The sequence below is a fragment of the Phyllobacterium zundukense genome (assembly GCF_002764115.1).
GTDB classification, from domain to species: domain Bacteria; phylum Pseudomonadota; class Alphaproteobacteria; order Rhizobiales; family Rhizobiaceae; genus Phyllobacterium; species Phyllobacterium zundukense.
On the sequence record NZ_CP017942.1, the window covers coordinates 211355 to 224634 of the forward strand.

Annotated in this window: 13 protein-coding genes; 3 read left to right on the plus strand and 10 right to left on the minus strand. The window is 57.4% G+C overall.

Going from position 1 to position 13280, the window contains the following annotated elements; all coding sequences use genetic code 11:
* A complete protein-coding gene (locus BLM14_RS24040) occupies positions 1–750 on the plus strand; it encodes a ferredoxin reductase (RefSeq protein ID WP_237143667.1) in 750 nt (249 codons plus the stop codon).
* A 6-nt stretch (positions 751–756) separates the two neighbouring features.
* On the opposite strand, the gene BLM14_RS24045 is transcribed toward BLM14_RS24040, so the two are convergent.
* The 7 genes from BLM14_RS24045 to BLM14_RS24075 all read right to left on the minus strand — a co-directional run bounded on the left by BLM14_RS24045 (position 757) and on the right by BLM14_RS24075 (position 7573).
* Positions 757–1830 carry an ABC transporter ATP-binding protein gene (locus tag BLM14_RS24045; RefSeq protein ID WP_100002404.1) on the minus strand — a complete coding sequence of 358 codons (1074 nt, stop codon included), beginning with the start codon at positions 1828–1830 and terminating at the stop codon, positions 757–759.
* A gap of 25 nt (positions 1831–1855) precedes the next feature.
* Positions 1856–2680: a carbohydrate ABC transporter permease gene (locus BLM14_RS24050; RefSeq protein ID WP_100002406.1), complete on the minus strand. Its 825-nt coding sequence runs from the start codon at positions 2678–2680 to the stop codon at positions 1856–1858.
* Positions 2681–2691: 11 nt separating this feature from the next.
* Positions 2692–3597 carry a carbohydrate ABC transporter permease gene (locus BLM14_RS24055; RefSeq protein ID WP_237143673.1) on the minus strand — a complete coding sequence of 302 codons (906 nt, stop codon included), beginning with the start codon at positions 3595–3597 and terminating at the stop codon, positions 2692–2694.
* A 20-nt stretch (positions 3598–3617) separates the two neighbouring features.
* The gene (locus BLM14_RS24060; protein WP_162293237.1) at positions 3618–4946 is read right to left on the minus strand and encodes an ABC transporter substrate-binding protein; all 1329 of its coding nucleotides are present in this window, start codon (positions 4944–4946) and stop codon (positions 3618–3620) included.
* Positions 4947–5005: 59 nt separating this feature from the next.
* Positions 5006–5665, minus strand: a complete 660-nt coding sequence (locus tag BLM14_RS24065) for a GntR family transcriptional regulator (RefSeq protein WP_100002410.1) — start codon at positions 5663–5665, stop codon at positions 5006–5008.
* A 39-nt stretch (positions 5666–5704) separates the two neighbouring features.
* Entirely contained in the window at positions 5705–6535 is an 831-nt protein-coding gene (locus BLM14_RS24070) for a dihydrodipicolinate synthase family protein (RefSeq protein WP_100002906.1), read from the minus strand.
* A 165-nt stretch (positions 6536–6700) separates the two neighbouring features.
* Positions 6701–7573 (minus strand): PfkB family carbohydrate kinase, encoded by an 873-nt coding sequence (locus BLM14_RS24075; RefSeq protein WP_237143668.1) that lies wholly within the window; start codon positions 7571–7573, stop codon positions 6701–6703.
* A 218-nt stretch (positions 7574–7791) separates the two neighbouring features.
* Here BLM14_RS24075 and BLM14_RS24080 point away from each other — a divergent pair, with 218 nt between their 5' ends.
* Positions 7792–8682 (plus strand): MBL fold metallo-hydrolase, encoded by an 891-nt coding sequence (locus BLM14_RS24080; protein ID WP_100002411.1) that lies wholly within the window; start codon positions 7792–7794, stop codon positions 8680–8682.
* A 69-nt stretch (positions 8683–8751) separates the two neighbouring features.
* On the opposite strand, the gene BLM14_RS24085 is transcribed toward BLM14_RS24080, so the two are convergent.
* Genes BLM14_RS24085 through gcl form a run of 3 tightly spaced genes read right to left on the minus strand, consistent with a single transcriptional unit; the run spans position 8752 to position 12266 of the window.
* Positions 8752–9699, minus strand: a complete 948-nt coding sequence (locus tag BLM14_RS24085) for a 2-hydroxy-3-oxopropionate reductase (protein ID WP_100002413.1) — start codon at positions 9697–9699, stop codon at positions 8752–8754.
* On the minus strand, positions 9639–10454 hold the full coding sequence (gene hyi, locus BLM14_RS24090) for a hydroxypyruvate isomerase (RefSeq protein WP_100002415.1): 816 nt from the start codon (positions 10452–10454) through the stop codon (positions 9639–9641). Before hyi ends, BLM14_RS24085 begins: the two co-directional genes overlap by 61 nt.
* Before the next feature lie 27 nt (positions 10455–10481).
* Positions 10482–12266, minus strand: coding sequence for a glyoxylate carboligase (gcl, locus tag BLM14_RS24095; protein ID WP_100002908.1), 1785 nt, complete (start codon positions 12264–12266; stop codon positions 10482–10484).
* 145 nt (positions 12267–12411) lie between these two features.
* On the opposite strand from gcl, the gene BLM14_RS24100 reads away from it, so the two are divergent.
* The gene (locus tag BLM14_RS24100) at positions 12412–13266 is read left to right on the plus strand and encodes an IclR family transcriptional regulator (RefSeq protein WP_237143670.1); all 855 of its coding nucleotides are present in this window, start codon (positions 12412–12414) and stop codon (positions 13264–13266) included.
* Positions 13267–13280 lie beyond the last annotated feature (14 nt).

A 13280-nucleotide genomic window follows, 5' to 3' on the forward strand; every position in this document is an offset into this window, starting at 1 on the left:
ATGCAGGAGCAGATGCTCGCCACACAGGCGAAATGGCAGAAGGCGACGATAACGGGAATCGTCAGGCAGACACCCCGCGTCACCAGTTTCTTTTTCAAGCCCTCCCGGCCCTTGGCCTACCTGCCGGGCCAGCATGTTGACGTACGACTGAGCGCCCCCGATGGTTATCAGGCGCAGCGCAGCTATTCTATCGCATCGACGCCCGAAAGTGGCGAGACAATTGAGCTCGCCATCGAACGGCTGGATGATGGTGAGGTATCCACCTTCTTCCATGATATCGCGACGATTGGCGACGAGATCGAATTGCGTGGTCCCATCGGCGGGCATTTCATCTGGACCGTAGAAGATGGCGGGCCGCTCCTGCTGATCGGTGGCGGGTCCGGCGTGGTGCCACTCGTGTCGATGACTCGCCACCGCGCGGCGCAAAATTCATCGGCGCCCGTCCTGCTGCTCTATTCCGCACGGACATGGGACGAGCTGATTTTCCGGGATGAATTACTGTCGCTCAAGCAGGAAGGCGATGATTTCGATCTTGCCCTCACCCTTACGCGCGAACATGCGGCACATAATGCCGACTACGGCCGGCGTATCGATCCGGCGATGGTCGCGGAATTGCTGCCCCGCATGCCATCGCCCCCAAAACAGGTATTCGTCTGCGGCTCGAATGCCTTCGTCACCGCGGCCACCGACGCGCTGATTGCGGCAGATGTTCCGGCTGCAATCATCCGCACCGAGCGCTACGGTGTCTAGGTTGCTCTAATTCGGCAATGCCATGTTGCCGATCCGTGCACCACTCGCCGTGTCGAACAGATGGCTGGTCGCCGGATCAATCGCGACATGGAGGGTGTCGCCTGGCTTGATCGACAGACGATCGCGGAACAGGCAGGAAATCTCCTGATTTCCAATCTTGCCCACCACCATGATCTCGGAGCCCGTCGGTTCGACCACATCGACTTTGACTGGAATTCCCTGATCGGCGATCCTGATGTGCTCGGGGCGGATGCCATAGGTTGCCTCGGCGGCCGTGGGTGAGCCCGCGCCGTTTGGCAACGGCAATCGGATGCCGTCCGGCGTGACAAACGCGCCACCTTCGACCTTGCCCTTGAGGAAATTCATCGCCGGCGAGCCGATAAACCCGGCAACAAACAGGTTTGCGGGATAGTCATAAAGGTCCAGCGGCGTGCCAATCTGTTCGACAAGGCCGTCCTTCATGACGACAATCTTGTCCGCCATCGTCATGGCTTCGATCTGGTCATGGGTCACGTAAACGATCGTTGTGCCAAGACGTTGGTGCAAACCTTTGATTTCGCTACGCATCTGCACGCGAAGTTTTGCGTCGAGATTGGACAGCGGTTCGTCGAACAGGAACACCTGCGGGTCGCGCACGATTGCACGGCCCATGGCGACGCGCTGGCGCTGGCCGCCGGATAGCTGCCGTGGAAAACGATCCAGCAGCTTTTCGAGGCCGAGGATCTCTGCTGCACGTCCGACGCGGCTTTCCTTCTCCTGCTTCGGCGCATTCTTCAGCATGAGCGCGAAGCCCATATTGTCCGCAACGGTCATGTGCGGGTAGAGCGCGTAGTTCTGGAACACCATGGCGATATCGCGCTCTTTCGCCGGCAGGTCGTTGACCACACGGCTGCCGATGGCGATCTCGCCGCCGGTGATTTCCTCAAGACCGGCGATCATGCGCAGCAGTGTCGATTTCCCGCATCCGGAAGGTCCGACCAGAATAACGAACTCGCCGTCTTCGATGTCGACCGAAACGCCATGCATGACGTTGACATTGCCGTAAGTCTTGGTGACGTCCCTGATGGAGACCGAGGCCATGCGACCCTCCTGTTCTTTTCTTGAATTAACCGCCCTTGACGGCACCGGCAGTAAGACCGGCAATGATCTGGCGTTGTGCAAAGACCGTAAGAAGCAGCACCGGCAGCGTTACCACAAAGGCAGCAGCGGCTAGCGGTCCCCAACTCACCTGTTCGAACGACAGCATGTTATAGACGGCAACCGGCAGCGTTCGCGTTTCGCGGCTGGCGAGCACGATACCGAAGACGAAATTGTTCCACGAGAAGATGACTGCCAGGATCAGCGACACGACGATGCCAGGTTTCGCGATCGGCAGTGCGACCATGCGGAACACCTGCCACGAGGTTGCGCCGTCGATCATTGCGGCTTCCTCGAGCTCCATCGGCGTGGTTTCGAAGTAGCCAATCATGATCCAGATGACGATTGGCACTGTCACGACGAGGTGGATGATGATTTGCGGCCAGAGCGTACCCAAGAGCCCCAAGGTCTGGAACAGCAGGAAGAGCGGGATCAGATAGGACAGGCCGGGCGTCATGCGGGCGATCATGACAACAATGGCCGCCTTGTCCGCGCGCAGGCGGGCTATACCGTAGCCTGCCGGAACACCAACCAGCAGCGCCAGCAGCGTCGCGGTGCCTGTCACCAGAAGGCTGTTCCAGAAATAGTGCAGGAAATCATTGGTGGCGAAGATGTCCGTATAGTTTGACCAGGCGAAATGCTCCGGAATGAAGATCGGCGGATAGGCCCCGTTGTCGATTTCGTATTTCAGCGAAAGCGACAGCATCCACAAAAAGAAGAAGATTGCCGGTGAAACAATCACGAAGACGATAAAGGCTGTACCTACGGATTTAAGCAAATTGCGGCGCGCCATGGCTTGTCTCCTCAGCTGTTCCACTTTGTCCGCTGGCGCAGGTAGAGCAGCGCGAGCGACATGGTGATGATGACGATAAAGAAGACAACGGCGAGCGCCGAACCATAGCCGATGTCGTAATAGGAGAAGGCGACATTATAGAGATAGATGTTGATCGTCTCCGAGGCGGTGCCTGGCCCGCCCTGGGTCATGGCAAAGATGATGTCGAAGCTTTTCAGCGCATCGATGGAGCGAATGATCACGGCAACCATCATGAAGGGCAGGATCATCGGCAAGGTGATATAACGGAACTTCTGCCAGCCATTGGCGCCGTCGATCTCGGCACTCTCGAAGGGATCGCGCGGCATCGCCGCCAGTCCACCCAGCACGATCAGCATGACGAGCGGCGTCCACTGCCAAGTCTCGACCAGCACGAGCGATGGGATCACGGTGTTCTGATTGAATATCCATTCCTGCGGACCGATGCCGATCAGCGACAGCAGGTAGTTGAGGACACCCAGTTGCGGATGGAACATCATGGTCCAGACGAGGGCGATCGCCACGGGCGTCGCCATCATCGGCATGACGAATATGCCGCGCAACAAGCCGCGCATCGGCAGTTTGCTGTCGAAGACCAGTGCGGCAATCGTACCGAAGAACAGCGGTGCCACGACGGACAGGACCGTGTAGAGCACAGTATTGCTCATCGATTGCCAGAAGCGAACGTCACTGGCAAGCCGGGCAAAATTGGCGAAGCCGACGAAGCTTTTTTCACCGCCCAGATGCCACTCATTGACGCTCATCCAAAGGGTGAACGCCCAGGGGAAGATGATGACCGCCCCGACAATGACCAATGCCGGGATGACAAACGGCCAATAGCTTGGCTTCAGCCGGCTTTTGCCAGCCTTCGTTTTGGCATTTTGCTTTTCACTGGTCATGGTCGGGGCGGCGATTGTCATCAGCTTTCACTACGGGCCAGGACTGGACGGAATTCTTCCGTCGCACGTTTCATTTCCGTTGCAGGATCGGCTCCACCAAGGAGATTGGTCAATCCAACACCCATTACGTCTCGGAACTCCGTGACAGGAACGATGACCGGCAGGCACAGCTTGCTGATCGGCGCCGATTCCGACAAAACTTTCGCCCACTCGGACGGCATGGTCACGCCCTTGAGCACTTCCGGATCGTTGAGAACCGAGTTGCGGAACGGAACGCCCGAGCCCGATTGTAGCAGGCGTGCGCCCATTTCTTTCGAAATCGCCCACTGGCAGTAGAGATAAGCGGCTTCCTTCTTCGACGAGCCTTCTGTTACGCCAATGCCGTCACCAAATGTCGGTGCAGCCTGGGCAACCGGACCCTTGGGCATGACGCCGTAGCCGACCTTGCCAACGACACGGGACTTCTGTGGGTTTTCGAGCGGTGGCGCGAAGCCGATACCATCGAGCCACATAGCGACCTTGCCCTGCAGGAAGCTGGACTGGCATTCCGCCCAGTTGAAGCCCGTAACACCGGGAGGCGCCGATTTGGTCATCAGACGCTGGTAAAGCGTTGCAGCCTCGATGGCTTCAGGCGTATCCGTCTGCAGCTTGCCATCCTCGACCGTGCTCTTGCCGTAACCAAGCATCAGGCTGGCCCAGACCGGCGTGTTGGCATTCTTCATACCACGAGCGACAAAACCATAAACGCCATTGTCCTTGTCGGTCAGCTTTTCGGCGGCAGCGACAAGTTCATCGAACGTCTTCGGAAATTCGACACCCTTGGCGGCAAAGAGCTCCTTGTTCCAGTAGACAATCCAGTAGTCCACCGAGAATGGCAGTCCGCCGAAACGGCCGTTCTTGTCCTTGGCAAAAGCCAGACCAGCTTCGGCGAAGTCGCTCTCGACCAGGGAAGGTTCAGTCAGGCTTGGGTCCTTGAGGAAAGGCGTCAGGTCGGCAAGCCAGCCGCCCTTTTCGAACTGCCGCTTCTGGACGTGATAGCTGATATGGATAACGTCGAAGCTTGGCTTGCCGGATGTCAACTCGATGACGGCCTTCTGGCGCTGCTGCTGCTCGGGCGTCTGTTCGGAATTGACCTTGATGCCAGTGAGTTCCTCGAACTCCTTCTGGTATTTCTGCAGGATATCGCCGCGCGGGCTCTTGATCAGGTTGACCTCGATCGTGGTGCCTGCATATTTCTTCCAGTCGACATTGGCGAATGCCGGCCTCAATCCGGTGATGCTGGCAGCACCAAGGGCCGCTGACCCGGCCAGGAACTGGCGTCGCGTCGGTTTAACGAAGTTCATGCTCATTGTTTCCTCCTCGTGTGACTCATGCGAAGCTGCAACTCCCATTACCGGCTTCGAACGATTTAAAGTTTCAGTGCCAAATTCCTCGCATTGTTGATATGCACTGCGATCGCATCCATCGCCGTCTGCGGGTCTCGGGTTTCGATGGCGGTCAGCACCGCAAGATGCTCCCGCATGACCGGGACAACACGACCGGTAATGCGAAACCGCTCCTGGTTGATCAGGCGCATCTTGATCGCATTGATGCGGTATGCCTTTGCAATGATCCCGTTCCCGAGGGAATCGATGATCGTTTCATGCAGGTTCCAGTCGATCGTCTGCGCCTGGAGTTCAAGCTCGGGTGTCTCCCTGCCCTGCATGGCTTCCTCTAGCGTGTCTTCATGCTCCTTGCGCAGCTTTGCCAGCAGTTCGTCGGATGCGGAAAGGCAGAACAGTGCGATCGCCTCCTTTTCCATGAACAAACGAAACTGGAACGCTTCGCGGATCAGGTTGAGATCGATATGCGCAATCTGGATGCCACGTTGCGGAATGGTCTTGACCAGCCCCTCTGCCTCCAGACGGGGCACCAGTTCGCGAATGGCTCCAAGCGGCATTCCAGTCATCGCAACAAGCTGACGCTGTGACACGAACTGACCCGGATTGATATCACGGGCCAGAAGATGCTCCGTGAAGCTCGCATAAGCCTTCTCTCGCAATCTTACCGGCTCGTTACCATCATCCATGCCCGACCTCCCTGACGAGTCGCTTCGTCACTCCCTTTATTACGCAGCGGCCGCGACAAACAAGCGGTCGAAGATACCGGTAAGACGCTTGAAATCAGAATCCGACAGGGCTTGCAGTGGCGCCCGTGCCCGGCGCCAGCCATCGTCGCCGCTATGGTGCGCGACCATCGCCTTAACCGCCGGTGTAACCGGAAATTTCAGAAGTTCGTTGACCGCTTCAATCATCGTCGGATCTTCGCGACCCTCATTGATCATGGGCAGCAGACGATCCGCATAAAGATTCGCCATGCCCGAGATCGCGCCCTGTCCGCCAAGTCGCACGCCGGCAGCAAGATCGCGTTCGTCGCCAATGAGGATCGCCAGATCCTTGTGCCTGGCCAGCAGCGTCTCGGTATAGCTCCAGTTGCCCGACGAATCCTTGACGCCCGCAACGACATTGGGGAAGGCTTCGCGCAACCGGCTAACCAGAGCGACCGAGATTTCAACGGCTGTTACTGACGGAATATTGTAGAGAATGACACTTCTCGCCGACGTGCCGATTTCGGCAAAGACCGACGAGAACCAGACGAACAATCCATCGTCGCTGACATTCTTGAAGTAGGAAGGCGGAGCGAGCAGCACGCCGCGGCATCCGGCATGAAGTGCGACGCGGGCTTGTGCCGCTGCGTCCAAATAGGAATTGGCCATGACACCGATGACGATCTGTGCCGGCTCGATCCCGGCGCTGAGGAATGCGTTGAACACGATCTCACGCTCGTCATTGCCGATCGAAGAGCCCTCGCCCGTGGTTCCGAACAACGTCACGCTTGTACAACCGCTCTGCAGGCAATGCTGGGCATGATTGACGGCTTTCGGCACGTCGATACGCATCTTGGTATCGAAGGGCGTGGTTAGCGCGGCGGAAAGTCCAAATCGATCCCCAGACAATTGCTTCTCCCAATCTTGTGTACGACTAAGAACGTACTAACATGTCAGTCACATGTCAATATGTCCGCGCTGACTTTTTACGGCCCGACGGGTCGTCAAACCGTGTTGTCAGGAAAGGAAATCGTCGACTTCGGATTTTGTCGGTGCGCCGCGACGGCCGCCGAAGCGGGAGCATTTGATTGCTGCGGCAGCGCTGGCAAAGCGCATGATCTGGTACATTGGATAGCCGCGAACGAGACCCCAGGCGAAGGCGCCATGGAAAACATCGCCCGCCGCAAGCGTGTCCACCACATTCACTTGAAAGGCAGGCATGTGGCGCACCTCGCCTTCAAGCTCATCGTACCAGAAGCATCCTCTACCGCCGCCGGTAACGGCAATGAATGTGCCATCGCGACCATAGAGCGCTGCAAGAGCCACGGTCGCCCTTTCCGGATCGCTTTCGCCGGTCACCAGTTCCGCTGCCGGTTCGGAGGCGACGATATGCGAGGCAAGCGGCAGCAGCATTTCCAGCGTTTCGAGCGGCGCCGTATCGGCATCGAGGACGCCGTGAACATCGGCTTCTCGCGCAGCTTTCAGTGCCTCGGCAGCGGCAAGCGGCCAGCGCACGTCGGTCATCACGACGTCGAAGGCGCCGTCCGCGATCGACGGCGTCACCTCGGGCACCGATAACAGTGCTGCATCATAGAACGGAACGATCATCCGCTCTCCAGTCGCATCGACAAAGATCGAGGAAAACGCCGAGCGAGCGCCATCGATACGTCGGACGTGCGAGCAATCCACCCCCTCGGCTGTCAATTCGGCAATCACCCGCCGCCCGATATCGTCGTGCCCGGTCGAGGCCCAGAGTGAAACATTGCCACCAAGGCGGGCAATGCTCGCCGCGGCACTAGACGCCATCCCGGCGGCAATCTCGACGGCCTCGACGGGGATGAATTTCCCTGGTCCGGACGGCAGTCGATCCAGCCGGAAAATTGTATCCATGGTCAGCGCTCCGACACAGAGAATTCGTGACTTTGTCGGATTGGCCATGGTTGAAGCTTTCTTTTGCGGCATTGGTGCGGAATGGAAGAAGTCGCCCCAGTTAGCGTCTTGCTTTACTCCTTGGCAATAACTGTCCCTGAGATTTCCGGCCCGCCAATTGACATTCCCAACCAAAACCGGAGAGAGTTGCAAACACCTTCAAGTCGGGGGACCTGCAGATGATAGAAGCCGCCATAAAGCCGGACGTTCATGCATTTTTCGACAAGCGGACCAGTTCCGTCCAATATGTCGTTACAGATCCTGGAACCAGACACTGTGCCATTGTTGATGCGGTTCTGGATTTTGACGAAAAATCAGGGGCGACCGCAACGTTCAACGCGGATCAGATTCTGCATTATGTGGAAGCAAACGGCTTGAAGGTCGAATGGATCCTCGAAACGCATCCGCATGCGGATCACTTTTCCGCCGCGCACTACCTGCAATTGAAAACCGGGGCTGCGACTGCAATCGGAAGCCATATTGTCGAGGTGCAGGCGCTGTGGAAGAAACTCTACAACTGGCCTGACTTTCCGGCCGACGGATCGCAGTGGAGCAGACTGTTTAGTGCCGGCGACCGCTTCAAGATTGGCGATATGGACGGTTTCGTGATGTTCTCACCCGGCCATACTCTCGCATCGATCACCTACGTCATCGGCGATGCTGCTTTCGTCCACGATACAATGTTCATGCCTGATAGCGGGACGGCACGCACCGATTTTCCTGGCGGAAGCGCAGAGCAGCTGTGGCAATCGATCGAGGCGATCCTTGCCCTGCCCGAGGAGACCAGGGTCTTCGTCGGTCATGACTATCAACCCGGTGGCCGCGAGCCATTATGGGAAAGCACGGTGGCCGAACAGAAATCCGGCAACACACACGTGTCGAAGTGCAAGACCGAAGCGGAATTCGTTGCGATGCGAACAGCGCGCGACAAGACATTGCCAATGCCGAGGCTCATTCTGGCTGCTCTGCAAGTCAATATCAGTGGCGGGCGGCTTCCGCAGGCCGAAGCCAATGGCAAGCGCTATCTGAAAATACCGCTCGACGCGCTTGGTGAGGCAAAATGGGAGTGAACCCTCAAACGGCAAGGGCCGCTACCCTACCGATAGCAGGCCCTCGCTCCTTCATTTACCCCCACCTGCTTAGGCGACTTCATGATTGGCGATGCGCTCAAGCGCACGAACCAGGCCCGAGTGATCGAGACCGCCGTCACCATTGGCTGCGCAGCTGTTGAACAACTCCTGCGTCGATGCCGTATTCGGCAGCGAGACTCCGAGCGTCTTTGCACTTTGCAGCGCCAGGTTGAGATCCTTCTGATGCAGCGATATCCGGAAGCCCGGCTCGAAGGTTCGCTTGATCATGCGGTCGCCATGAAGTTCAAGAATGCGCGACGAGGCAAACCCGCCCATCAGAGCCTCTCGCACCCGGGCCGGATTGGCGCCTGCTTTCGACGCCAGCACCAACGCCTCTGATATGGCTTCGATCGTCAGCGCCACGATGATCTGGTTCGCAACCTTCGTTACCTGTCCATCGCCGCAATCGCCGACAAGCGTAATGTTCTTGCCCAGCAGCTTGAAGAGAGGCAAGGCGCGGTCAAAGGCACTTTGCTCACCGCCAGCCATAATGCTGAGTGTTGCATTCTTGGCGCCCACCTCGCCGCCGGAGACTGGCGCATCGATATATTCGCTGCCGGTTTCGCGGACTTTCCTGGCAAATTCCTTGGTCTCGATCGGCGAGATCGAGCTCATATCGATGACCAGCTTGCCGGGCTTCAGTCCGAATACCACACCGTTTTCGCCAAAGAGAACGTCTTTCACTTCCGGCGTGTCCGGTAGCATCAGGATAATGATGTCGGTCTTCTCGGCCAATGCTTTCGGGCTTTCGACAATCTTCAGACCGTTATCGATCAGTTCCTGCCTCGGTTCGATGAAGAATTTCGAGGTGTAGAGGTCGTGCCCGGCATCCTGCAAATGGCGCGCCATGGGCGTGCCCATGATGCCCAGTCCAATGAACCCTATATCCGCCATGTTCAGCTCCTGATCCTGATGATGTCCGCGTGCTTTTGCGTCGTTGAAGCTTCGTTCAACCAGCCAAGTCCGCGTTGCGTTTCTGTTTTTGGTTTATATTCGCAGCCGATCCAGCCTTCGTAGCCAGCACGATCCAGTGCCGCGAATACGAATGGATAATTGATTTCACCCGTGCCGGGCTCGTGTCTTCCCGGATTGTCGGCGAGCTGGATATGCGCGATGCGTTGTTTGTGCCGCTCAAAGGTTGCAACGAGTTCGCCTCGCGTCCGCTGCTGGTGGTAAAGGTCATATTGGATGAACAGATTGTCGCTGCCGACCTCTTCGATGATCGAAGCCGCCTGCTCGACGGTGTTCAGATAGAAGCCCGGAATATCGTAATTATTGATTGGCTCGATCAGCAGCCGGATATCGTATTTGGCAAGTTCTTGCGCGGCGAGCCGCAGATTAGGGACGAAGGTTGTGCGCAGGGTATTGTCCGCCAAACCACTCGGGGCGATGCCCGATAGACAATTGATCTGTTTGCAACCGAGTGCCGTGGCATAATCAATAGCCGTTGCGACGCCGCGCCGGAATTCATCGATCCGGTCCGGCAGCACTGCTATACCGCGCTCGCCCGCCGCCCAGTTGCCTGCTGGAAGGTTGTGAAGGACCTGAACAAGCTTGTTCTCGGCCAATTCCTGCTTCAGTTCCTCGACCTTATAGTCATAAGGGAAAAGGTATTCGACCGCTTCAAATCCTGCCTCGCTCGCAAGGGCAAAGCGTTCCAGAAACGGAACTTCGTTGAAGAGCATTGTCAAATTGGCGGCAAATTTGGGCATACATACCTCCCGGAATGGATTGCGTTCTCAGTCAAGATATGCGGCGACCGCAGTCGGCACATCCTCGTTACGCTCGGCAAGCTCCTCGAACTCGACGACCGCGTTGATATCCGCCCCCATGGAGACATTGGTAACACGCTCCAGGATGAACTCGATCACAACCGGTACCTCATGCTCGTCCATCAGGGCCTGCGCCTCGGCAAACGCGTCGGCGAACTGATTGGGGCTGCGGACACGGATGGCCTTGCATCCAAGTCCTTCTGCGACGGCCACATGATCAACGCCATAGCCCTTCTCTGCATCGCCTGACGCGTTGATGTTATCGAAGGCAAGACTGACCTCGAAATCCATGTCGAAACCGCGTTGCGCCTGCCTGATCAACCCCAGATAAGAGTTGTTCACGACAACATGCAGATAAGGCAGTTTATGTTGTGCGCCGACCGCAAGTTCCTCGATCATGAACTGGAAATCATAGTCGCCAGAAAGCGCTACGATCGGCCTGTTCGGATCTGCTGCTCGCACACCAAGCGCAGCCGGCAAGGTCCAGCCGAGCGGGCCGGCCTGGCCGCAATTGATCCAGTTTCGCGGCTTGTAGACATGCAGGAACTGCGCCCCGGCGATCTGGCTGAGACCAATGGTTGTTACGTAGCAAGTCTCGCGGCCAAAAACCTTGTTCATTTCCTCATAGACCCGCTGCGGCTTCAACGGCGTCTGGTCAAAATGGGTCTTGCGCAGCATCGTCCGCTTGCGGCCACGGCATTCCTCTGCCCATTTCGACCAGTCGCGCAGTTTACCCGCAGTTTTCCACTCGGTCGCAACGTCGAGAAAAAGCTTCAATGCCTTGCCAGCATCGGACACGATGCCAAAATCCGGTGAGAAGACCCGGCCGATCTGCGTCGGCTCGATGTCGACGTGGACAAATTTACGCCCCTCTGTGTAAGTCGCAACATTGCCGGTGTGGCGGTTCGCCCAGCGATTGCCGATCCCGAGAACGAAGTCCGACGCCAACATGGTCGCATTGCCGTAACGGTGCGATGTCTGCAGGCCGCACATGCCTGCCATCAGCCGGTGATCGTCGGGGATCGTGCCCCAACCCATCAGGGTCGGAATGACCGGAACCCCGGTGATTTCGGCAAATTCTACCAGCAGATCGGAGGCATCGGCATTGATGATGCCGCCGCCAGCAACGATCAACGGGCGTTCTGCCTCGTTGAGCATTGTCAGGGCCTTTTCGATCTGCGCTCGCGTGGCTGCAGGCTTGTAAGGTTCCAGCGGCTCATAGGTGTCGGGATCGAATTCGATCTCCGCCAATTGCACATCGAGCGGCAGGTCGATCAAAACGGGACCTGGACGGCCCGAGCGCATGATGTGGAAGGCTTTCTGGAATACATAGGGAACGAGGCCGGGTTCCATCACCGTTACCGCCCATTTGGTCACGGGCTTGGCAATCGACGAGATATCGACGGCCTGAAAATCTTCCTTGTCGAGGCGCGCACGCGGAGCCTGCCCGGTGATACACAGGATCGGAATTGAATCTGCCGATGCTGAATAAAGACCGGTGATCATATCCGTACCGGCCGGGCCTGACGTGCCGATGCAGACGCCGATATTTCCATGTTCAGCGCGGGTGTAACCCTCAGCCATATGGGAAGCGCCTTCAACGTGGCGTGCAAGGATATGGCGAACTGATCCACGGGCTTTCAGCGCCGAATAAAACGGATTGATGGCAGCACCCGGTACGCCAAAGGCGCAAGCAATCCCCTCCTTCTCCAGGATATGGACGGCAGCATCAACGGCACGCATTTTGGTCATGATCATTCCTCCAGATTTGATGAGAGCATAGTCCATTCCGATGACTTCTCAATTAAAATATGGAAATCATTCCCATGATATGGAAATAAACATTTTCAACAAAACTGGTAAAATGAATCCATCGCGGCTATGCCAAAGGGAGAAAATGAAACAGGACACCGGGGAATCCATGGCTTCGCAATCGGCATCATTGAAGGGCAAACGGGGCCGCAAGGCGGGGGAAAACTCGGCACCCTCCTCCGTCCAGGTTTTGGATCGCAGCCTCAATCTGCTGAGTATCATTGCTGACAATGATGGTTCGACGCTGACCGACCTCGCCGATCATAGCGGCATGGCACCTTCCACAGTCCACCGGCTGCTGACGTCGCTCGCCAATCATGGGATGCTGACGCATGATCCGGAATCCGGTGACTGGACAATCGGCGTTCGCGCCTTTGAGATTGGTAACGCCTTCCTGCGCTATCGCAAGCTTGGAACGATCAGCCGGCCTTTCCTGAAGCGATTGATGGATGAGTGCGGAGAGACGGCAAATGTCGCTATCGAAGATGAAGGCGACGTCGTCTTCATTTCCCAGATCGAGAGCCACGCACCCATGCGCGCCTTCTTTCGTCCCGGGCGTCGCGGACCAATTCATGCCTCTGGCATCGGAAAGGCTATTCTTTCAACCTGGTCCGATACGGATATCGGGCAGACGCTGAGCGGTAAGGCCCTGACGCATTTCACAGACCACACGCTGGATACGCTGCCCGCGCTGCTGAAGGATATTCAGCAGATCCGTGCACGCGGCTGGTCGGTCGATGATGAGGAACATACGCTCGGCATGCGCTGTATCGCGGCACCGCTCTTCAACGAGCATGGCGAAGCAATTGCCGGGATTTCGATTTCCGGACCGGCCGTCCGCTTGCCGAAGGACAAGCTCAATGTGCTTGGCCCGGTCATTCGCCGGACCGCCGACGAGCTGACAGCGGCGATGGGCGGGAGACGGCCGGACGAATTATAGAATAAACAGGGGAG